Annotated in this window: 16 protein-coding genes; 13 read left to right on the top strand and 3 right to left on the bottom strand. The window is 44.5% G+C overall.

Annotated features, from left to right (window positions below):
* The first annotated feature begins 132 nt into the window (after positions 1 to 132).
* The 4 genes from H524_RS16020 to H524_RS17180 all read left to right on the top strand — a co-directional run bounded on the left by H524_RS16020 (position 133) and on the right by H524_RS17180 (position 7,228).
* Positions 133 to 483, top strand: a complete 351-nt coding sequence (locus H524_RS16020) for a YqcC family protein (RefSeq protein WP_052339118.1) — start codon at positions 133 to 135, stop codon at positions 481 to 483.
* 469 nt (positions 484 to 952) lie between these two features.
* Entirely contained in the window at positions 953 to 1,870 is a 918-nt protein-coding gene (locus tag H524_RS17185) for an FkbM family methyltransferase (protein ID WP_156907630.1), read from the top strand.
* Positions 1,871 to 2,348: 478 nt separating this feature from the next.
* Positions 2,349 to 3,434, top strand: a complete 1,086-nt coding sequence (gene serC, locus H524_RS0113050; protein ID WP_027940495.1) for a 3-phosphoserine/phosphohydroxythreonine transaminase — start codon at positions 2,349 to 2,351, stop codon at positions 3,432 to 3,434.
* 671 nt (positions 3,435 to 4,105) lie between these two features.
* Positions 4,106 to 7,228: an AMP-binding protein gene (locus H524_RS17180; RefSeq protein ID WP_245580470.1), complete on the top strand. Its 3,123-nt coding sequence runs from the start codon at positions 4,106 to 4,108 to the stop codon at positions 7,226 to 7,228.
* A 172-nt stretch (positions 7,229 to 7,400) separates the two neighbouring features.
* On the opposite strand, the gene H524_RS0113040 is transcribed toward H524_RS17180, so the two are convergent.
* Positions 7,401 to 8,276: a TatD family hydrolase gene (locus H524_RS0113040; RefSeq protein WP_027940494.1), complete on the bottom strand. Its 876-nt coding sequence runs from the start codon at positions 8,274 to 8,276 to the stop codon at positions 7,401 to 7,403.
* Between the two features lie 972 nt (positions 8,277 to 9,248).
* Here H524_RS0113040 and H524_RS0113035 point away from each other — a divergent pair.
* The 5 genes from H524_RS0113035 (at position 9,249) to H524_RS0113010 (ending at position 13,975) form a co-directional block, all read left to right on the top strand.
* On the top strand, positions 9,249 to 9,554 hold the full coding sequence (locus H524_RS0113035) for an HMA2 domain-containing protein (protein WP_027940493.1): 306 nt from the start codon (positions 9,249 to 9,251) through the stop codon (positions 9,552 to 9,554).
* 1 nt (position 9,555) lies between these two features.
* Complete coding sequence (locus H524_RS0113030; protein WP_027940492.1) at positions 9,556 to 10,158, top strand: HMA2 domain-containing protein; 603 nt, start codon at positions 9,556 to 9,558, stop codon at positions 10,156 to 10,158.
* 705 nt (positions 10,159 to 10,863) lie between these two features.
* Positions 10,864 to 13,098, top strand: coding sequence for a heavy metal translocating P-type ATPase (locus H524_RS0113025; RefSeq protein WP_044122507.1), 2,235 nt, complete (start codon positions 10,864 to 10,866; stop codon positions 13,096 to 13,098).
* A 291-nt stretch (positions 13,099 to 13,389) separates the two neighbouring features.
* Positions 13,390 to 13,674, top strand: a complete 285-nt coding sequence (locus tag H524_RS0113015) for a hypothetical protein (protein WP_027940490.1) — start codon at positions 13,390 to 13,392, stop codon at positions 13,672 to 13,674.
* Positions 13,675 to 13,756: 82 nt separating this feature from the next.
* A complete protein-coding gene (locus tag H524_RS0113010; RefSeq protein ID WP_027940489.1) occupies positions 13,757 to 13,975 on the top strand; it encodes a hypothetical protein in 219 nt (72 codons plus the stop codon).
* A 687-nt stretch (positions 13,976 to 14,662) separates the two neighbouring features.
* Here the strand turns inward: H524_RS0113010 and nrdD are convergent.
* Complete coding sequence (gene nrdD, locus H524_RS0113005; RefSeq protein ID WP_027940488.1) at positions 14,663 to 14,842, bottom strand: anaerobic ribonucleoside-triphosphate reductase; 180 nt, start codon at positions 14,840 to 14,842, stop codon at positions 14,663 to 14,665.
* Positions 14,843 to 15,700: 858 nt separating this feature from the next.
* Here nrdD and H524_RS0113000 point away from each other — a divergent pair.
* The 3 genes from H524_RS0113000 to H524_RS17815 all read left to right on the top strand — a co-directional run bounded on the left by H524_RS0113000 (position 15,701) and on the right by H524_RS17815 (position 20,202).
* The gene (locus tag H524_RS0113000; RefSeq protein ID WP_027940487.1) at positions 15,701 to 16,057 is read left to right on the top strand and encodes a histidine triad nucleotide-binding protein; all 357 of its coding nucleotides are present in this window, start codon (positions 15,701 to 15,703) and stop codon (positions 16,055 to 16,057) included.
* Positions 16,058 to 16,331: 274 nt separating this feature from the next.
* Entirely contained in the window at positions 16,332 to 17,366 is a 1,035-nt protein-coding gene (locus H524_RS0112995) for a DUF1720 domain-containing protein (RefSeq protein WP_027940486.1), read from the top strand.
* Between the two features lie 700 nt (positions 17,367 to 18,066).
* Complete coding sequence (locus tag H524_RS17815; RefSeq protein ID WP_027940485.1) at positions 18,067 to 20,202, top strand: ABC-F family ATP-binding cassette domain-containing protein; 2,136 nt, start codon at positions 18,067 to 18,069, stop codon at positions 20,200 to 20,202.
* Positions 20,203 to 20,448: 246 nt separating this feature from the next.
* On the opposite strand, the gene H524_RS0112975 is transcribed toward H524_RS17815, so the two are convergent.
* Positions 20,449 to 21,222 (bottom strand): hypothetical protein, encoded by a 774-nt coding sequence (locus tag H524_RS0112975; RefSeq protein ID WP_027940484.1) that lies wholly within the window; start codon positions 21,220 to 21,222, stop codon positions 20,449 to 20,451.
* Positions 21,223 to 21,656: 434 nt separating this feature from the next.
* On the opposite strand from H524_RS0112975, the gene H524_RS0112970 reads away from it, so the two are divergent.
* The gene (locus tag H524_RS0112970) at positions 21,657 to 23,141 is read left to right on the top strand and encodes an ISAs1 family transposase (protein WP_156907629.1); all 1,485 of its coding nucleotides are present in this window, start codon (positions 21,657 to 21,659) and stop codon (positions 23,139 to 23,141) included.
* The last annotated feature ends 98 nt before the right edge of the window (positions 23,142 to 23,239 follow it).

Genomic DNA, 23,239 nt, shown 5'->3' with positions numbered 1-23,239 from the left:
CATCTAGTGAACGAATTTACACAGCGTTATGCAACGCTAAAACAAGATAATGTTCATAGTAGTGAATAGGCAGCGATTCCTTAAGTGTTTAGCTGCCTATTTTTTTATCCACCACAAAACAAGTAGGAACACATGGCAACTGCAAAAACACATGATCGTGATGCTATCAAAGCAGCGTTGTTAAACCTCGAACAAGTGCTTAGACAAATGGAGCTGTGGGGCGGTGAGCAAAAGCGTCCAAGTGAGAAAGCTTTAAACTCACAATCACCATTTTGTTTAGACACTATTGAGTTTCATGAGTGGCTTGAATACGTCCTTATCGACAAGCTCACTATGATGCTTGAGAGCGAGGCTGCTCTGCCAGAGAAGATGCTAGTACACACTTATGCTCAAGAAAAGTATCGTGGTCAGTGGACTAAATACCGTGAACTCATCGGTGCTCTGCATAAGCTCGACGCTCTGATCACCATAGTCGAGGACTAGCTTAACTAACGTAGACTAGCCTCACTTAGCGAGGCTAGCTACCATAACTTAGCGCATCACTTAGCGCATCATGCTGCCGCGCCACTAGCTTTCAAAGTTCGATCAGGCCTAAAAACACACCCATCATCTTATCTTCGCTTACAACTTGATCCTATCTGTAAAGAGCGGCCAAATGTAACCATCGGTGCTGCGAAAGATTAGGATAGAATGCGCACCGTCAGTGCTGCCAAAGCATAAGGATAGAATGCGCACCATCAGTGCTGCTGAAGAATTAGGCACTAGCAAATAGCAAAGAGAAAATTGCAAAGAGCAAAGAGCAAATTCGTCATTGGCCAAACATCAGCTTGCAGACGGTGCAAAAGTCTCATGGGTGCTAAACTTATAAGCTGTGGGCTTATAATGGTTGTTGGTAGTGCTTAAGTGCACTAGATTTAGCTCATTCGTATCAAATCACATAGGTTGGAATTATATGGCTTTCATGGACGCTGTTGGCTTTGCTGAGCTGACACTTACATCAGCTTTTAACTCATCTGTATCTGAGTTTATCGTTAACAAGCATAAGATCGAACGTTGCTTATCATTCTTAAGCGACGAGCAAAGCAAGGCTGCCTATGAAAGTGAGCTAAGCTTTTTGATGCTGCGTAAGGTTAATCCTGATTTAGCTAAGCAAGTTTCACCTTTTACTAAAGAAGATTGGAAAGCTGTTGCCGATAAGTGGCCTGAGTTTGTTAAATCCGATCGCTGCCCAAAGATGGCTTGTTCTGAGAAAGAGCGCCAATATTTAATCAACATGCTGGTGACTACCTTCCTGTGCGAGCAGTATCGCTATGAAGACAAGGTTAATGTACAAAAGGGTGAAGTCTTTATCGACTGTGGTGCTTGCTTTGGTGATACCGCATTATGGGCCTACAAAAATGGCGCTAAAGAGGTCTATAGCTTTGAGCCAAGCCCATTTAACTTTGAGGTGCTCAAGAACAATATCGCTGCTAACGAGCATGATGTTAACAAATGCCTCAATATGGCAGTAGGCGATAGCCACTGTAAGATCCCATTTGCTGCAGCTCCAGGTATGGCTGGTGCAAGTTACGCCACTGACAAAGGCAATATTGAAGTTGAGTGCGTAACTTTAGATGACTTCTTTGAGCAAAATAAGATTAAGCCAACATTCTTAAAGCTCGATATCGAGGGCTTTGAATTAGGTGCACTCAAGGGTGCTGCTAAGTCCATCGTTAAGTACAAGCCAAAGCTTACTGTATGCCTCTATCACAACACCAAGGATATGTGGGAACTGCCTTTATACATTAAGGAGTTAGTACCTGAGTATAAGTTCTACTGCCGTAAGAACAATGTAGACAACGAGTTTATCCTCTACGCCACTACCAAGTAGCAAAGCTCCATTTCAAAGCGCAGCTCACACCCAAGCTACAGCACATCCTCCATGCCATGGCCAAGCTAGAGCACATTTGTCATACCATAGCCGCCATGGCCAAGCTAAAGCACATTTGCCATACCATGGCCCCTTGACCAAGCTATGGCTTGCTATGTCAGGTCATAGCCGCATTGGCCAGGTCAATGCTCTTTGGCGCACGTCATAGCTCTCCATTGATGCGCAGTCAATCGTGTCTGGTTTGCGTGTGGCTGCTGTTGTCAAATCGCTATGGGGGTGCTTTGGGCAGGCAAACGCACTATAATAGTTAGCTAGGTGGAGTTTATGCCCTTAATTGTGGCAAAACGAGGCCTGTGGTTTAGATAGAGTATCATGCATACTCTTATCAATAGCGACAGCAGTTAAATATCAACTGCTGCTTAATGAGCTCAGTAAGCTTTGGATTGCTGAGTAGTATCTACGTTTTTGAGGTGATCCCATGAGAGTATGGAATTTCAATCCTGGTCCAAGCACCATTCCTGATTCAGTTATGGAGAAAGCTCAAGCTGAGTTTCTCGATTATCAGGGTTTAGGTCTGGGTATTGTCGAGATGTCCCATCGCTCCCCGGAGTACTTAAAGGTAGCTGAGGCTGCTGAGGCTAAGCTCCGTCAGCTCATGGAGATCCCTGATGACTACACCGTTTTATTTGAGCAAGGCGGTGGTCGCGGTCAGTTTGCAGCTATTCCATTAAACTTGCTGCCAGAAGACGGTTTTGCTGATTACTTTGTAACTGGTCACTGGTCACGTAGCGCTTATAAAGAGTGTGCTGAGCGTTTTGGCGATGCACGTCTGCATGAGTGTGTCTTTACCAATAAAGACGGCTACTACGAAGTAGATATGTCCAAGATGCAGGTAACTAAGGGTGCTACCTATGCATACCTGTGCTTAAACGAGACCGTTAACGGCGTAGAGCTCTTTGATCTGCCTGATACTGGCGATGTACCTTTAATTGCTGACTTAAGCTCTAACGTACTGACTCGTCCAATTGATGTACGTAAGTTTGGTGCTTTAGTTTTTGGTGCACAAAAGAACATTGCTCCAGCTGGTCTTACCGTTACCATCGTACGTAAAGACTTACTTGGCAGAGCTCGTAAGTACACTCCATCAGTATTAGACTGGACTGTATTAGATAAGTACGAGTCCATGTTCAATACTCCAAACTCTTTTGCTTGGTACATGGCTGGTTTAGCTTTTGACTGGATTGAGGCTAACGGCGGCACCAAGGGCATGGAAGAGCGCAATATTAAGAAGAGCTCCTTGATTTATGACTATATCGACGAGAGTGGCTTCTATCGTACTCAGGTTGCTCCAAAGGATCGCAGCCGTGTAAACGTAGTCTTTAACTTATTAAATGAAGACCTCAACGCTGAGTTCTTAGCTCAGGCTAAAGAGCGTCACCTCATTGGCCTGAAGGGTCACAAGGTTTTAGGCGGCATGCGTGCATCCTTATACAACGCTATGGAGCTTAAGGGCGTAGAAGAGCTGCACAAGTTCATGCGCGAATTTGCTGAGGCTCATTCCTAAGCACGCCGCGCCATGCTAAGACATGGCCATATGCTACTGTGCATGCTAAGACATGGCCATAAGCTACTGTGCATGCTAAGACATGGCTATAAGCTATTGAGCATGCTAAGACATGGCCATATGCTACTGTGCATGCTGAAGCTTGGCCATAAGGCCACGCAGCACTCTAAGTGTAGTGGCTCATATCTTTAGGCTCAGCAAAGGTCTATTCTGTATAAGGATAGGCCTTTGTTGTTTTTAGGATTGTACAAAGGCATTTTGCGGCGCTCATCGATGCTTGGTCGTGGCTGTATGATTAGCTGTGAATGCGCTTGTGATGGCTTTTAGGCTTATTTTTGCGTTTTAGATCCACTTTTGGGGCAAATATCTGTAACTTTAATGGATTTTAGTTTCTCTTAAGCGGTGATCACAATTTTTACTATGTATTAAGCTCAATCGCAGCACGACTTGGCAAAGCTTGTTACAATGCGTTATGGTGTCTTAGATGCAATCTAGGCCCGTGATTGTGTGGTAGTAAGACAAAGTCTTGTATTGTCCTCAAGTTAATCTATTAATTTTTCTTGCAACATTATAGATATGTGGATGCTTGAGGTAGTTAAATATAACTTTAGATTAAAGCTAGCTTAAGGCTAGGGAGATGCCATTGCAGGATATGGCTAAAGAGGTGTCAAATGGACAAGACTCACAACGACGGTGACAAGCGCGACGACGCTCCGCAATATGCGAACACTGATAGTAAAGTCCTAAATGCGACCTCTGATAGTGTCTCAAGTAAAGAAGAATCTAATGCTATAGCTAATGCTGATAGTACTGTGAATAAAAGCTTAGCTGCAGATGACCATGCTTACGAGGGGCATGATAATTCACACTGCTCTGATGGCTGCTTAGGCGTTGGTTTTGATGATGACGAGCTACGTTGTCCAAATAACAATGATATTTGTAAGGCCAATTGTGACCACGCTATAAGCTGTGAGATCGGTATTAAGGTCATCAAGAAGATGGCCGCGTACGAAAAATCACTCGACCCAGAGCGTAGTGCTGTTAAAGATCGCCATGATCAAATGGCTGATAAGATCTTAGAGCACTGCAAAAATCAAGATCTCCGCCACGAGCATTACAAAGATACTGCTACTTATCATGAAGCAGCAGCAAGTGAAGCTGTGTCATCAGGTCAAGTACATACAGACGAGCTCATTGAGACCTCATTTTACGGTCGCGCCTCTAAAGCAGGTGAGGCTCAAAAAATCGATGATACGCAAGATTACTACAAGCCTTGGCTTGAGAGTTATCCAGAGGATGTGCCTGAGTTTGTCGATACTCACATATTCGAAAACCTTGTCGAGCTCTTAGAGAACTCTGTTGAGAAGTATGGCGATAACATTGCCTATCTCAACATGGGTTCATCCATGACATATAAAGAGCTTGGGTCTAAGGTTGATACTTTCGCAGCTTATTTACAACAAGAGCTAGGTTTGGGCAAGGGCGATAAGATAGCCATCATGATGCCTAACTTAATGCAGTTTCCTGTAGCTTTCTTTGGTGCATTAAAGGCTGGCTTGACCGTTAGCAACATCAATCCACTCTACACTCCACGAGAGCTTAAAAATCAGCTGGAAAACTGCGATGCAACCACCATTGTGGTAGTGGCTAACTATGCAAATGTCTTAGAGACAATCATTCATGAAACCACAGTGCATAATGTGATTATCACTGAGGTGGGTGATGCCTTAGACGGTTTTTGTGGCCTTAAAAAGCGTCTGATTAACTATGCAGTGCGCCTTAAGGGCATGGTGCCTAAAACCGATAAGTCGCACTTTGCTATGTCCATTAGCTTTGACAATGCCATGAAGATTGGCAAAGAAAAGCTCAAGCACTTCATGCCAGTGCAGATTAACTATGATGATATTGCGCTCTTGCAATACACCGGCGGCACCACAGGTAGATCAAAAGGTGCCATGCTTTCGCATGGTAACCTCATTGCTAATATTGCTCAGGCTAATGGTATGTATGGCCCGGTCTTGCGTGAGGGTAAAGAGACAATTTTAACTGTCATTCCTATCTACCATATCTTTGCGCTGACCGTGAACATCATTTTATTCTTGTATCTTGGTGGCCAAAATCTCTTAATTACCGATCCGCGCAATATCAAGGCCTTTGCCAAAGAAATTCGTAAGCATCCTGAGATCACCGCGCTTACTGGTGTAAACACCTTATTTAACCTCATTATCTCTCATGAAGAGTTTGCTGATATCAAGTGGCAAAATCTCCATTTAGTCATTGGCGGTGGTGCTGCAGTGCAATCAGGTGTAGAGCAGCGCTTCTTTGAAAAGACCGGCTTCCATATCTTAGAGGGCTATGGTCTTACAGAGTGCTCGCCATTAGTTGCAGTGTGTCCATATAACGTCGATCACTACACTGGTTCGATTGGTTTAATTGCACCTTCAACCATTGCACGTATTGTGAACTCAGAAGGCAATGAGATTAAAGATACCGAGCAAGAAGGCGAGCTTGAGATTAAAGGCCCGCAGGTAATGCATGGCTATTACAAGTGCGATAAGCACAATGACTACATCTTTGACGATGGCTATGTGCGCACTGGTGATATCGCTAAGTGGATGCCTGGTGGTTATATCAAGCTTATTGACCGCTTAAAGGACATGATTTTAGTTTCTGGCTTTAATGTCTTCCCAAATGAAATTGAGGATGTAGTCAGCCGTTTTGGTCGTGTCTTAGAGTGCGCCGTAATTGGTATTCCATCAGACTCTAGCGGTGAGGCGGTTAAGCTCTTTGTAGTTAAGGCTGATCCAAGCTTAACTGCAGCTGAGGTTAAGCAATACTGCCGTGCTTATTTAACTCCTTACAAAGTGCCACGTATTATCCAGTTTGTAGATACTCTGCCAAAATCACCACTTGGCAAAGTACTGCGTCGCAAGCTGCGTGATATGGAAGGTGCTAATCCGCTTACTGCTGAGCAACAGCTTGCAGCCATTATGGCCGGTAAAGCTCCTCATCCTGACATGGCTATTGCTACTAATGTCATTAACAAGGCCAATAATGTGCTGCGTGAGCGCGAGGCTGCACAAGCTGCAGCTGCAGCCTATGGTGAGGAGGCTATTGATGCTCAAGAGTACGCCAAGTCTGCTCAGGACATAGCTAAGCGTGTTAGTGGCTGGTCAACTAAGACCGCTGCAGCCGTATCTGGCTATGTAAAGCCACGTCCATACCACAGCATGCAAGATAATGTGGCAGGACAAGAGAAAAACGCCTACCCAAGCTATGAGCTTAAAGAGGAGAATTTTGGTGCTGCTCCAACTCTTAGAGCCGCTAAGAGTGGTGGTAGTTCCAACAATGCGCTCTTAAGTACGCATCAAGCTGCTGCATCCATTACTGGTTTTGCAGTTAGTGCAAGCCATGCTGACAAGCAAGAGACTAGCTATAGTGAGTATAAGGCCGCATGCGATCAGCAAAACGGTGTTATGCATGCTGCTGCAGCTACAGGTCTAAAACATGATAAGCATGTACTGCCAGTAACTGAGGATGAGCAAATTGCTGTAGCCACAGAAGAGGCAGTAGAGCTTGCTAATACTCAAAAGAAGAGTGCGGGCGCTTTAGCACTCGAGCAGCTCTTGTCTTCACATGGCGATAACGGCGTGCATGCTGCCACTGAGACACCAAACATCCACAAGATGAAGCATCACAGTGCGCACCTGCGTAAACATGCCATTACGCGCGAGCAGCTTGATAAGTCTATCGAGTCTGAAAAAATTGACCATAAAGCCCAAGCAAAATCATAAGCAGCATAGCAACCTGCCATGCTTAGACCAAAACCAAAAAGCCCAGCATTAGCTGGGCTTTTGTCTAATCAGATGCACCTAAGCATTAAAAAGCACTTACGCATGCATGCGCGGAGGATCGAAGCCATTGCGCTTGGATGCACTGGGCAATTTGTTTTGCCAATCGTGTTACTTAGTATGGCCAACCCTTGTTGTAGATAGAGTCGATCTTGTAGGTTGAGACGTCTTTATCCATTAGACCTGCAGTGGATGGCTCGCTAAGTTGAACTTTAAAGCAGTCTTGGAAGTTTTGTGAGGTAGTCTTAGCAAGCTCAAGAGGGGAGACACCCTTAAAGTCAGCAATAAACTCTAAGGTATAGCGTACGAAAGCTGGCTCATTATCCACACCGCGTACTGGAACTGGAGCTAAGTAAGGGCAGTCAGTCTCAACCATCATGCGATCAAGTGGTACATATTTGATAACTTCACGGACATTGTCTGCTGCCTTAAAGGTGGCAATGCCGGAGAAAGAAATATAGAAGCCTAAATCGAGGCACTCACGGGCCATCTCAACTTCATCGCAAAAACAATGCATGACACCACCGCACTCACGAGCATTATGCTCACGCATTAAAGAGACAGTGTCATGATGCGCTGCACGGGCGTGAATGATAAGCGGCTTCTTAACATCGTTAGCAAGATCAATTTGTCTTGCAAAGCTATCAAGCTGCATGTCGCGAGTATTCTCAGCATAGAAGTAATCAAGGCCGGTCTCGCCTAAGGCAATGCACTTGTCATCAGTTAAACACTTTTTAAGCTCTTCTTCAGTCCAGTTTGGCGCTTCTTCAAGATTAAGCGGGTGAATGCCGCATGAATTGTAAATGCCATCAAATGGCTTGATGACATTCATCATGTGCTCGTAATCTTCAATAGTACAAGCCACAGAGAGCATGTGGGTAACACCGCAAGCGCGTGCGCGAGTCAGTGCCTCAGCTAAACTCTTTGGGCCTTTAGAGCCCTCAAAGGTTAGTGATGCAAGGTGGCAGTGCGAATCAACAAGAAATGGCATTTAAACCTCGGCAAACAAAAAACTCACGTTCAGCGCAAGCTACATCATCAACGCCTCAATAGGCTGCCCATAACACAGTCAACCATCAAGGCAAGCGAGCTCTAAGAGTCAAGCGCGTCCAATCAGCAAAGACACAAGTGCGTCCAATTAGCTAAAGCACAATCGCATCAAATCAGCTGCGACGCGATGGCGTCCAATCAGCAAAACACAAGTGCGTCCAATCAGCTAAGACGCGGGGGCGTCAAATTAGCTAAGACACAAGCGTGTCAAGTCAGCTCATCAAGCAGCGCCGCTTAGCAATAGGCGCATATTATAGCGCACGGGGCTTACTTAAGATCGTTTGCCGCAAAATCAGCATATAGACTAGGCATACTCCTTTGCCGCAGCATAGCTTGGTCTAGTAGCAGATAAGCTAAGCAGCTCATGAGTAAGGATAGAACCTCCAGCGCAATGATGCTATCGCAAGTGCGTCAGACGAGAGTGGGCATGTTAGCGGCTAAGCATCGAAGACCAAGGCCAATACTCGTCACTAAGATGGGGATTAGTTGCATTGCGTATTTTGTGATCGAATTTAGTGGTGCTTTGAGGGCAGTATAGCCGCATTGCTTGCAAATTATTGCATACTCTAATTAGCGGAAGAGGCTTAGTTTTAGTGCAGAGTTTTTGGGGTACTTGCGCAAAATTGTCTTATGAATGGTAATTAAAATATCTAAATTTGCGCTATGCTTAAATTGTTAAATGCGATACTTATCAGAAAATTTTAAAAGTATGCGCTGACAGGCAATTTAGTTTTGTTGGTAATAGGTAGCCAAGGGTCTTTTGTGTTAATCTAGTGCAACCATAGTTAGTTATAGATAACCTTTAGTAAAAAATAGTTTATACTTTAATATAGGATAAAAAGTTCTGTATCTAGTTAGTAAGCAGAACTAGTACCTACAGCTTAATGTAGGCAATAAGATTATTTGAGGTTCCATGAGCTTACTCAAATCACTGATTCCAGCGAAGACCAAGGCCAACTATATCGTAAGTCAGGTCGAGGTAGCTTCGCTTATTCCAGGGCGCTTGCGAGTTATCTGCAAGGCTCTCAAGACGGATGCTGATTTAAGACGTCAAGTTGAAGAGCAGCTTAAAAGCGTTGGTGCCATTTCGTCATACAAGATTAACGACATTACAGGATCAGTCCTGATACATTACGAAACTGAAAAGGTAAGCAAAGATAAGTTTTTAACAGAGCTTCTCTTGCTTGCTCACGAAAAATTACACAAGGCGAGGGCATAGCATGTCAGATTTAGGAATCGTACTAGGCATTAAGGCCGGTTCATCTATTCGAAGAATCGTTGGAGCGTTATTTGGTGGTGAAGGCAATGGACTTATCATCGCTCACTCCATTGTAGGCCGCCGTCGCTACACCTCTAAAGCCTTAAAAAACTTAGGTGCTGAAGGCTGCAAGAGCGTAGAAGAGGCCATTAGTGCTGTTGAGTACATCACCTCATGTAAGGTCAATCCAATTACTGGCTCGCTTACCGCAACTTATACTTGCTCTGAGAGTGAGGCCCGTGACTTCTTTGAAAGCCTCTCTCACTACTTAACTGGTGAGCATGCTCAGCACGAAAAGAGTTTAATTCCAAGCTCCATGATTGGTGCTTCTAACCGCATCAATGATGAAGCTCGCGCAGCTATCGACAATCTAAAGCAGTTCTTAAACCACACTGAACCGCTCTTCTTTAGCCGCGTCATTGGTATGGCCTTTATCGGCTACGGTGTTTACCGCATCGTAATTAGTGGCGATCGTCCATCAGCCACTCAAGTCTTGTTCTGGGGTATGGGACTGTTATTACGTCAATCCCACCGTGATGTGGCAACAGAAAACAAACAAGACTAATCGCACTTAAGATTTTCTCCCGACACAAGATCATTACTTCAAAACCACAACAAAGACAGCAGTTTCACAGCCATTCCCCCAAAAAAGGGTAGCTCCAACAGCATTGCTCCTTACTAATTTCAAAAGACAAGTCTTTTGCCTTTAGCAAAGAACAGCTACCGCGCCGACCTTAGGCAAAAAAGCCTAAAGCCTAAAGCCAAAAGCCAAGGCCAAAAGCTAAGGGCTAGAAGCCATGGAAAGGCCCTCTAGGCTTCCCCAATTTAAGCCTAGAGTGGCTAGCTACCAACAATTGCTGTGAAACTAAGTTATGTCGCCAAGCAACAGCGCTCCATACACTCAGCACAACTGCACAGTCGCATGAGCGCCATTGCTAGGTGCAGCGCAGAATAGCTCAAGGCCACAGCTAATGCCTAAGGCAATGGCCAAATAACGGCCGTAGCCTTACCAAAAGGCCAATGCCAATGCTAATGCCAACGCATAGCCAAGGCTAAGGCAAAGGCAAAAGCTTTGATGGGCAAAGTGTGTCTTTGAGGAAAGATGGTAATGATGCGTAGGCTCTACGAGTACTATCTGATACAAGCCTTCATGGCTGTCGCCTTGAAGGTACTCGTAAGTTACGCAACAGCAGCTGTAATTTGGTTCTTATGTATCCAAATCTCGCTGCTACGGTTTTTTTTATTGCTGCGGGGGTTTGTAGAGGCAAATATGCAAGTTGTCGCTTATAAGGTTCCAACTTTAGAGCACTCTTTAGATGCTGCTCGGTTGGAGGCAAAACTCCGTGCCTTAGATGGTGTTAAATCAGCCTTTTACTCAAAGGCAAACTCCATGGTTAAGGTACAACTGTCTGATGGGGTTTCACGTCTTGCCATTCAAAAGGCGCTGTACTCCAATATCATCAAAGACTTAATTGGCAAAGCAGGTAGTGCTATTGCGGTGGCAGGTGATGCATTTGCAGTAACTGGCCATAGTTCAAGTGCGGCTGCCCCACAAGCAAAGCGTGGACTACTCTCCTCACTTGTTAGTGCTGTAGTTGGCAATAACTCCTCTGAGAGCAAGGGCGATGAGATTTCACGTGAGTACGAAGAGCACAAGCGCGGTGCCATTAGCTCATTGCTCTGCTTAGGTGCTTTTGAGCTTGTCCGCCGCGTCAATCCAACTTTATATACCGCCACCTCATGGCTGCGCTCGGGTCTTATCTTATGGATGTCACGCGATCTGTTAAATTCCGGTATTAAAGAGGCCTTTGCTCAAAAGCGTCCTAATGCTGAGACCTTAACCGTGACGGCGATTGCAGCTTCTATTGCTGCAGGTAAGCCTGAGTCATCTTTAAGCTTATTAGCTATTTCGCACTTTGCTGAGGGCTTAACTACTTTAGCTGCTAAGCGTGCCCGTAAGAACATCTCCGATTTAGTGTCACTAGACACTCAAGAGGTATGGCTACCTGATGCAGATGGCTTTGAGCGTAAGGTGTCAGTAGATTCCATCAGCCCCGGCATGACCGTATGTATTCACAATGGTGAAAAAATCTGTGTTGATGGTGAGATTATCCACGGCTCAGCAGCTGTAGATCAGGCAGCCATCACCGGTGAATCTGCCCCAGTCTCCAAGCAAGTGGGCGATAAGGTTTTTGCTGGTACCAATATTCGTCTAGGCGATATCAAGGTCAGAGTTGAGAAAGTAGGTGATGACACCTCACTTGCTCGTATCGTGCATATGGTTGAGGATGCGCACTCCCGTCGTGCTCCAATCCAAAACTATGCAAACCGCATGGCCGCATCTTTAGTGCCGGTGTCCTTTATTGCAGCAGCCGTAGTGTATCTGGCCACTAGAGATCTGCAGCGTGTGTTAAACATGCTCTTTATTGACTTCTCATGTGGTCTCAAGCTCTCTACTGCTACTGCCATGTCAGCTGCTATTTCACGTTTAGCTAGCGATGGCATTTTAGTCAAGGGCGGTAGCTTCATTGAACAGGCTGCTTCTGTGGATACTGTGGTGTTAGATAAGACTGGCACCATCACCAAAGGCCGCCCAGAGATCAACCACATCGCCGTTACATCTAAGTATGACGAAAAGACCGTCTTAGCTTTAGCTGCAGCTGTAGAGGCATATTCATCCCACCCAATGGCTATTGCAGTACTTGAGGCGGCTAAAGAGCGCAATATAGTCTCTCCACGTAATCTTGAAACCCGCAATGTGATTGCACGTGGTATTGAGGCAGATATTGAGAGTTACGGATCCTTCCCAGGTGGTGAGGTTATCGTAGGCTCCCGTCGCTTCATGGTCGAAAAGGATATTAGCGGTGTAGCTGACTTTGAAGAAAAGCGCAGCAGCGCTGCAAGCTCCTTTATCTATGTAGCTGCCAATGGCGAGCTTATCGGTGTAATTGAGTCATCTGATCCAATTCGTCCTGACTTTAAGCGTGCTATTAACCGTCTGCGCTACTCAGGAGTAGATGAGATCGTCATGCTCACCGGTGATAACAAGACCACAGCCAGCCAGATCGCAAAGTCATTAGGCCTAGATCGTTATGAGGCTGAGGTTATGCCAGAGGATAAGGCTGGTTTTGTCACCGATGCGCAACGTCGCTCTTCGGTATTAATGGTAGGTGATGGCGTCAACGATGCGCCAGCACTTGCTTATGCCGATGTAGGTGTAGCTATGGGTTCAGGCTGTACCGATACTGCTATGGAAACAGCGGACGTCACTATCAATAGTGAAGATCCATTAAAGCTGCCAGAGTTCATCTCTCTTGGCAAGCGTACCATGCGTATTGTGCAGCAGAACTTTGCCGCCACCGTAGCTATCAATACTGCAGCGATGACCATGGGTGCTTTAGGTTTTATCAACCCATTGTTCTCATCCATTATTCATAACGCCTCAACCTTAGGCGTAGTGCTCAACTCCACCCGTCTCTTGCGCAAACAAAAGACCCGTGAGTAATACCACGCTGCTAGCTGCATCATTGAGTAAAACCATGATGCATAGCAGCATCATAAAGCGCCGCGCTATGCATCACCGCCAGTGCAAGCTAAAGCCTAAGGCCAATCTAAAGCTAAAGGAAAAGCAAGCCATAGGCCTCTTAGCTAGGTGGCGCATGCAACAGAATAGTTAGTCTACTGCTTTGCAGTAGCTACTTTTGGACGCAAGTCCGCCATTTGCTGTCATGTTAGTGGCAGTTCTAACCGTCTACAGCAAGATCTCTTTACTTAGCTGTAGGCACAGGGGATATACATGATCGATCGAAACATTTTCATCGGCCTGGCAGCAGGTATTGTTGCTGGTGTCGTAGGTTACAAGATCTATGAGCAAAACAAGGAGTCTATTGACTCACGTTTAAAGAACCTTGGCATTTGCCCACAAGATCAGAGCAAAGACACTGGCTCTTGCCAAGAGAGCAGCGCTTGCAGCTCCATGACTCTTGAAGAGCTTGAGGCTCAAAAAGAGCGTCTTGAGGACTTAATCGCTGAGCAGAAGGCTCAGATGGAAGCTGCTACTGCTCAGGCTGAAGCTAAGTAAGCTTTAGCTAAATTAAGATGCTCAGAAGAACAGGCTAGACCTTATCTTTTGAATCTAAGTTAAATCAACAAAGGAACTATCAATGTTCACCTTGCTTTCTAACAAGACCTTTCTTGCCGGTGTTGCGCTTGGCTTTGTAGCTGGCTATGCTGCATATCGCTACATGAATACCGACGTTAAGAACGGTGACAAGGCTACTGTTGCCAAGGAAATCTTAGGCTTAGCTGCTAAGGTTGGTGGTGTTGCTGTTGCTGGTCGTGCCTGCGGTATGGGCATGGGCATGATGCGCAACAAGCAGTAGTTAACGACTCAACTTAAGTTTTAAGCAAACCGAAAGCTCACTTAATCAATTTGCTTAAACCAACGAACAGGCACTTGCGCCTGTTCGTTTTTAAAATCCCACCTCAGCATCTCCATTCAAGTCCAACCCCAGGCAAAATCCCATAACATCACATCACCTCATCGCTTCATCAAATCCATGTGTAGCCATTGCAATAGTCTTAACAGCACGATACAAGCTCGATCACAGACAGCAAAGACAGCACAAACACCAAAAGCTCGACGCTCAGCTATAGCGTAACTAAACAAACAAAAGACCAAGTCAGCCACCGCCAGCTTAAGGGCATTATTGAGAGCACGCTAGTGCAACCTTTAGTTTGTCGCGATCAATATAAGTGGATATGTTTTGTATTTTGTGGGGAACGGCTTAGTAAACTGCTCAAGAACTAGCCAAGAGTGGTTGTGAACCTGGTATCAAGATAGTGATCTTTGTGGTTACTAGTAGCGATCTTACAAAAGAGTACGGTAAAAAAATTTGGATCAATGAATAAATTGATGGGGCGGGCGCTGTGTAATGGCAAGATGGTGTGAAGGGTAGATTGCTTGCGAGTAGATGCGTGTTGCAGAAAGTAAAAAGGCCCTTATCGGGCCCTTTATGACATTGATTTGTCGTGTGACAGCTAGGCGCTGATCTTCAAAAATGAAGCGTTTAGTTGTCGGTCTTAGTGAACTTATCAAAAGTGTGCTTAACGCGCTCATTAACCTCAGCACGCTTACCATCGTTGAAACGATCTAAGGTACCTACGAGGTAACCGGTTACACGACGAATGCGATCAAACTTAACGCCTTCGCCTACAACACCATTAACGGCTTTTAGTCTGGTGACCATTAGCATGTCCTTGTATACAACTAAACTAAAGAGCAGCTCTGATGCACTCTCTTAAGCTCTAAACATGAGCTTTATTGCATACTAGCTGCCTTATGCGGCTTAAAATACAAAACGCATATTTAAGCCATTTGTAAGTTACTGATCTAATCTTGTTGAGAAAAGATTGCAACAAATAGTAGCAAAATGGCTAGCCAAAAGTCCAATGACGCAAAGCCCCAAAGATACGGCGTTTGTATTTTGAAAGCCCTAATGCATCAGCTTTACACTAGGTAAAAAATATTTAGTTAATTTCGATCTTGCTTTTTGTTAAAGCTGATAAATATCGTGTTTGTGCGCTATTTGTGGCTCATGGCTTTAGAGCAATGGAAGTTTGTCTGTCGTGATCTTTAGCAAATATGTTTGGAGGATGATCCTCATTGCCACGATCTCACAGGCGTGCAATGGCTGTAGTTCACCAGCACCGCAAGCATCATAAGCAGCAGATTATTATCTCAGAACGCTCATAGCGTGTTTGCATCTTAGCTGTGTTCGTAGGCGGAGCATATTCAAGATAAAGCTAGTTGCTGTATCGCTATGGCCTATGTTCAAAACGAGGATCGCACTGATAGCGGGTGTATATATCTGGCTATGAAAACGAACTTATGTGAGCTCATGCTGCACAATGTAGCAGCAGGGCAATTAGACGAGGTTGCTTTGCTATAATAGAGGCGGGTTGTTATGACCTAAATTATTTTTGTAACTTAGCATTACCTTTAGCAAAGCCAGGCAATGACAGTGTGGCGCTTGATTGAGAGCTATGTAGTTCATACTTTGCTGTGCTGGCACTGGGTAATTAAAACAGATTAAGGTGGGCAGATCATGGCCGAAGAAACCATTTTTACAAAGATCATTAACGGCGACATTCCATCAGAGATCATTTACCACGACGATCTCGTAACTGCTTTTAAGGACATTGCTCCTAAGACTGACCACCACATCTTAATCGTTACTAACAAGCCAATTCCAACTGTTTCAGACGTTGAGGCAGAGGATGAGCAGATGTTAGGTCGCCTCTTTATCATCGCTAAGAAGATCGCTACTGATTTAGGCGTAGACAAGTCAGGCTACCGCTTAATCGTTAACTGCGGCCCAGATGGCGGTCAGGAAGTTCCTCACATCCACATGCACCTCTTAGCTGGCGGTAAGCTCGGTGGTTTAGGCTTCCCACAGAAGTAAGAGTATTTGCTTTAATATTAATTAAGGCAATGGTTTATCATGCGTGACCATTGCCTAAAGTCCATAATGAGCCGCTCTTAAGCTACTAAGGACAAACTATGATTTAGACGCTATCATTATGGGTAATGTACCCGAGCTTGGGTGCATAGTTTCTTATTTTTATTGGTTAGCACTTGGCTAATCTCTTGATGGCACTTTCTTAGTTGATAGCTAATTAAGCAAACACGTGTGCCTAAGTTTTGAATTTCGGGCTGTTCTATCAGGTTGTGTTTTTATGAAGAAGGTTGTTGTTCTCTCTGCTCTAGCATTACTCGTCTCAAGCCTCAGTGGCTGTAACAGTATTGATGACATGCTCTCTGGTGCTAATAAGAATGATCCTGCGCCAAAGGCAGAAGCTGCAGTAAGCGAGCAAGAGAAGAAACAAGCTGATGGCTATGAAAATGCTCCTGATATGGCTAATGCCGAGATGTTAGGCCTGTCTCCAGATGCTTACGGTCCAGTCACCATGGAGACTAATCCAAATGCCGTGCGTAAAAATGTAGCTCTAAGCGATCGTTTAGAGGATGCCTCCTTTTCAAACAATGCCATGTTAGGCTCAGCTGATCCATACAGCTCTGTAAGCGAGGTACAAGGTACTGTTGAAGGTGGCGAGACCTTACTTACTGGCTACGATCAGATGCCTTCTCAGCAAATTGATGGTATATCCGGCGCTGCAATGCAGCAAGGCAATCAAGGCATGCTTGCTCAAAATCAACAGCAGGGCATGAACTCAAGCCAAAATGGCATGAACCCAAGCCAAAATGGCATGAATCCAAGCCAAAACGGCATGTATCAGCAGCAACAGCAAAACAACCGTCCATATGTTGCTGTTGAAGAGCTCTCAACTAACAGCTCTTGCTCCACTTCCTTAAATGCTGAGGCCACTGGTCTTGCTCGTGCTCTTATTAAGGAGCTCTCTGCTCGTTTACGTGCTGAAAGCGGCAATATGTACGTAGCTCCAACTATCGTAGATAGAGAGTACCAAGACTGCATTCGTGATTTGAGCTACTCCATTGAAGATGGCTTAGCTGATTCTCAGACTTTTACTGTAGTGCCTGCAACCACTAACTTAAGCAACATCATTTCACAGAACATCGGCTCAGCTACCATTTTGCCAAACCTCATTCATCAGTGCCGTGCTTCATCAATCCCATACTTAGTAGTCTCCCAAATTAAGAAGACTGGTGGTAAGGCAGCCTTAACCTTACGTATTATCCGCACTGAAGATGGCATTACTTTAAGCCAGACCTTCCGTCGCTTAAGCGAGTAGGTAGCAACACATAATCAGCGCTGCACCAAACTCCCCACGCAGCGCCATAAGCTGCAGCATCATCATTTGCAGCGTCATCTGTTCTGTCAAGCTGCAGCACTTACCTTAGCAAATGCCTCCTCAAGTTCATAGGCACAAGCAAATGCCTATGGACATGAGCACATAAGCCAGACCTCAAAGCTAGATTTTCCCATCACATTAGCTAGCCGTATAGCTAAGTCTTTTGTCCCTGATCTTTTGAGTTTTCATTACATTGCCAAGCTTACAAATGGCCCATTGAGCCATATCCCATACAAGCCATGGCTGGTGAGTACCAGCTACCATTTAGCAAAATCCCTCCAGCCTAATCCTTAAGCCAAATCTTTCCATAGCAATGGCAATATGAATCTCAAAGATGACTCTAGCGTGGCGGCATTAGCTTGCTTGCTTGCTTGCTTGCCAGCCTGCCTGTCGATAGTTTTCATGTATACCTTGACTTCTTGATTAACGGCGGATGTCGGTTATGGGGTCAAAGGGCATGGCAAAGCTAACAAGCGCTTTATGAGAAGTGTAGCCTCTTTGGCTTCATAATGATCTTTTGGTTTATGGGGAGGATTATTGTATAAGGTCGCTAAAACGGTGATGTTTTAGGCCTTATGTGATAGGATCTTGCGGCTACTTTTAGGTTGCAGTTATTAGCGTTGCGTGAAGTAAGAAAATTATGATTTCATTACAAGATTTAACGATTATGCGTGGCTCCAAGGTTCTTATCGAAGGAGCTAGTGCCACAGTTTTAGCTGGCCAAAAGGTCGGTATTATCGGACGCAACGGCTGCGGTAAGTCTACCTTGTTTGCTGCTATTCAAGGTGAGCTTGCTCCTGAGCTTGGTTCTATTAGCGTGCCTAAGAACTTAAAGATTGCTGCAGTAGCACAGAAGACTCCAGCCTTAAGTATCTCTGCTATGGACTATGTCATGCAGGGTGATAAGACTGTACAAGAGCTCTTAAAGCGTCGTGAGGCTGCCTATGCCTCTAACTTGGGTGAAAAGATTGCCTTAGTTGAAGATGAGCTTGGCATTGCAGGCTATTGGACTTTAAAGGCACGAACTGGATCGTTACTGCTTGGCTTAGGTTTTAGCCCTGATGAGCTTGATAAACCAGTTAAAGAGTTTTCAGGCGGTTGGCGTATGCGTTTAAACCTAGCTCAAGCGCTGATTTATAAGTCTGACTTACTCTTACTTGACGAGCCAACTAACCACCTTGATTTAGATACTGTGCTGTTCTTACAAAACTACTTGCGTAGCTATGAAGGCACACTCTTATGTATCTCCCACGATCGTGATTTCTTAGACTCCTTTGCTGATCATATTCTGCATTTTGAAGAGGGTAAGGTAGTACTGTATACCGGTAACTACTCTGATTACGAGCGTCTGCGTGCTGAAAAGATTCGTGCACAAAAATCAGCTCGTCGTCGTGAAGAGGCGATCTTAGCCAATATGCAGAAGTTTGTTGATCGCTTCCGCTATAAAGCAAGTAAGGCAAAGCAAGCTCAGTCTCTCATTAAGGCAATGGATAGAATGCAGCTAACTGCTGTTACTCAAGAAGAGTCTCCATTCTCCTTCTCATTCCCTGAGCCTGAGCGTACCCCACAAGTGATTGCCTCCTTAAAGGAGCTTGATGCAGGCTATCATATTGATGCAGCACAGATTGCAGCGTTAAAAGCTGCAGCAGCACAGTCTGATAAGGTCAATGCCGCTGCGTCAGCTCAGGCAAGTACAGATGGCGATAGCGTAGTCATGCTTGAGAACGATGCAGACGAGATGGATGCACCTTTTAAGCATGAGATTATTCAAGAGAACAATGTCATCTTACACAAGGTTAATCTTGAGCTCTTAAGCGGCGATCGTATTGCCCTGTTAGGTAAGAATGGTCAAGGTAAATCCACTCTCATTAAGACCTTAGTTGGCGATCTTAAGCCTGTAAGTGGTGAAGTACTCATCGGTAAGGGCATTAAGATTGGTTACTTTGCTCAGCATGAGCTCGAGTCATTAAACGAAGATCAAAATGCTCTGTGGCATTTATGGCGTGTTGATCCTGATGCTAAGGAAAAAGACTTACGCACCTTCTTAGGCTCATTTGCTTTTAAGGGCGATAAGGTTTTTGATAAGGTTGGCACCATGTCAGGTGGTGAGCAAGCACGTCTGGCTTTAGCTTTAATTGCTTATCAAAAGCCAAACTTACTCTTACTTGACGAGCCTACCAACCACTTAGATCTTGAAATGCGTGAGGCATTGTCAGTTGCTTTAGCCTCATACTCAGGTGCATTAGTCTTAGTATCCCACGATCGCCACTTAGTCGAGGCTATTGCGGATAAGCTGTGGTTAGTAGATTCTGGTAAGGTGAGCGAGTTTTTAGGTGATCTTAATGATTATCAAGAGTTCTTGCTGCGTCGTGCCCGTGAGTTTAGAGAACAGCAACAAGCTGCAGCTGCTGAGGCTAATGGTAAAAATACTTCTGCAGCCAAAAGCTCAAATGCTCAGGGTACTAGCACTAATAGCAGCTCAAGTTCTACTAGCTCTTACAAGAGTAAAGAGCAAAAGCAGCTTGAGGCGCAAAAGCGTGCTGCACTGCGTCCAATCAAGCTCAAGATTGAAAAAGAAGAAAAGCAGATGGCTGCCATTGATGAGCGCTTAGCAGAGATTGATGAGCGTATGGCTGATTCATCTTTATATGAGAGTGGCAAGGAAGAACTTGAAGCTCTGATCTTAGAGCGTGCTAAGCTCACTAGCGAGAAAGAAGAGTGCGAGGAGCGCTGGCTAGAGCTCAATGATGAGCTTGAGGCAGCCCAAGCTCAATAGTTCTAGGCCACAGCTAAAGCACAAAGCTCCAAGCTCAAGCATAAAGATCAGTGCAAATAGCCGTAGCTAAAGCGCAAAGATCAGTGCCTGAGGCAAAGGCTAAAGCGCAAGGCAAGAGCCAGGTGGCATTGAGACATGAAAAAAGCGGCAATTAAGCCGCTTTTTTCGTGCTTGGTATACCAAAGCCTAAGATAGCGCCTTGCTTGAGCAATCATGCTGGTGGTGCGGGCGCTATGTTGCGATTTCTTAGTAAGCTGGGTTGAACTGCAGCTCTAAGAAGCCATCGTCAAAGGCAGAGGTAATAAGATCATTATTTAAGAAGTTTTCGGCGTGATCTTTTGGTGTGAAAATCACTGCAGAATCAGCACCAAATGAAACCTTATCTGAGCCAATTTCTGAGGCTTCACGGCATGGCACTACCACATAGGCCTTGGCGTTGTTGATAAACTCAACCTGGAACATCACCATCTCAACTTCGTCATTTAAGCTAATGTCGCCTGAAAGCTCGTGAGTGGTCTTGTTAGCCTTATCTAAATCACGACCTGAGATGCTGCCAGAACCTAAGTAGTCAAAGCTCTTAAAGCCGCTATTACGATCAGCGTAGTTTAAGAATGCCTCATTAGCGTCAAGCACATCGCTAAACACTTCTTTGTTCTTTGCATCAGACTCAAGGCGCAGCAGGCTGTTGTTGTAGACAGCAGCAACGTCATTGCTCATCAAGCCCTGAAGGTAGTTGCGGCTAGCATCCTGTGCTGACTGAGCCTCAGTTAAAGTAGCCTCATCTACCATAGCCTCTGGGCCTTTGATAGTTGGGGTGGCCTTAAGAGTAAGTGGGGCCTTGGCATTGGCATCTAAGCTAACGCTGTTAACCACGGTATTGCGAGCGTGGTGATTTAATGCGGCGCTCTTGTCATCATACTGAGTAGCAGCCTGAACAGCAGTGGTGCTTAAGAGGCATAAACAATAGGCAGCAACGGTACCACCGAGAACTGACTTAAAAGACGGCTTGGAAAACTTCATTATGGTCTCCTTGGAGGTCTTGAATTCTTGCGATAGTCTTTAACGAAAAGCTCTTATCTTTAAAGAGGGCTACGGCAAGATAATATAGGATCAAGTTCACGTCCTTAATTTGCAATACTTGCCTATCGCATATTGCATATGATACAGGCTTTTACGCTAAATGTTCTTTAAAAACTAGTCTAAAAATAATGTATGGCGAAACGGCAGAGATGCTTTAGATCACAAATTTAAGTTAGCCATGCATGTATGACTAGTATCAATCCATATGCGCATTATCTGCGTTATTGGGCTATCAATGAAAATGTGATCTAAAGCATCTCCGCCGTTTCGCCATAAAATAATGTGATCTGAGGATCAATCGATCACTCCAAAACTTGTATTCGCCGATCTTCTCTGATCAAATACACCTAAATTTTAGATTTAGGAGTACTGAAATGCGAGTTCAACAAAAGGTCATACAGTGTGCAGAGCTCTTTAAGGAAGTACATAAAATAGTTCAATCAAGAAGCTATATAATGACTCCTGAGGCATTTGAAATGTTAGCTGATGAATATATGGCCGATGCGCAAAGACGCGAAGACGAGTGTGGAATAGAGGTTGAGCGTGTGCTTGATGAGGCTAAAGCCACCTATCAAAGGTTACGCAATGATGACATGCATTTAATTTATGCAGTATTAGAGGCGATTAGTAATCATATTAAGGACTTAAGAAGCCCTGGTCGCGTAATATACCCAATGCATATCGTTCTTATGGTAATGCTGATGGCAAGATGTAGAAACATCAAGTCTTCAGCAGAAATTGCAAATTTCTACAATGGGCACAATCTAGTACTGCAGTTACTCTTACCAGGTATGCCATCTCCATCTAACTTCATCTCAGAGGCAACGATCAAAAATGTTCGTTCTCTTATCTCAGAGAAAGAAAGCAACCGTATATTCAAAGAGCTATTTGGAGCCATCCATTTAGCCACAGATCAATTAATCACCTATAATGATGCCAAGTATAAAGACGGTCGTGAAGGTCTTCGTACAACTGTTGCTTTTGACGGCCAAGAGATGAAAAGCACTTTTGTGAGAGGCTCTAAAAGCAGAGGTAAAAAAGCTGCTATCGTTGTAACAGTCTTTGACTGCTCTTCTCGTACTGCTATTGACTTCAAGAACACTGCAGTAAAAAACAGAGAGAGAGATGCCTTTATAGAAATGGCTCAAACCATAGACCTGCGAGGTGTTGTCGTCATGTGTGACGCACTGAACTCAACAGCAGCAGTAACCAATTGCATTACTGAGCGTGGAGGTGACTACTTGGTGCCACTTAAGGACAATGGTGGCAACAAAGAGCTTCGCAATCATATAGAAGCCATTTTTAACCGTGAACATAAGAAGACGATAAAGATAACAGACGCTTTCAAAGACCACGGTCGTATTGAGGAGCTTACATTCGAGATTCTTCCAGCAGAAAAGTATATTGATACTAGAATCAAAAACTCACATAAGAATGTTAGAACCTTGGTCAAATACACCAAGATCACTGACTTAGAAAGTACAGACATACGCTACTACATTTCAAGCATTCCGTTCGAGGCTGGTAAAGATGGCTTAACCTTAAGACAGGTAAGAGCTAGCATCTTAGACTACTGGTTTATTGAAAGCTATCACAATGTGTTGGACACATCTAAGCTTGCACAAGACCGTTTTCAAGGATGCGTACCAGAGACTTTGTCTTTAGAAGCCTCTCTGAATAAGATTGCCTTAAATATCATTACCGCAGAAAGAAATAGAATGTCTATTGCAAGGCGCAAAAAGACCCCAATATCTTTCAACGATACTATGTATAGGTTTTCCCAATGGTCGATATATAAGCTCTTCACCACTGTGTTTTGTACTTACATGAGTAAAGATCCAGTATATAATTTAGACTAATTTTTTAAAGAACATTTTGGTGCAAAGACCCAATTAGAGTGTGATCTCTATCATTTCATTAGTTTGCCGTAAAAGAGGGCTTAACCAACTCATTTTCT

It is taken from the genome of Anaerobiospirillum succiniciproducens DSM 6400 (assembly GCF_000482845.1).
In the GTDB taxonomy this organism is placed as follows: Bacteria; Pseudomonadota; Gammaproteobacteria; order Enterobacterales; family Succinivibrionaceae; genus Anaerobiospirillum; species Anaerobiospirillum succiniciproducens.
The sequence above is the reverse complement of the archived record's forward strand: the minus strand, read 5'-3'. Positions and strand labels throughout refer to the sequence as shown.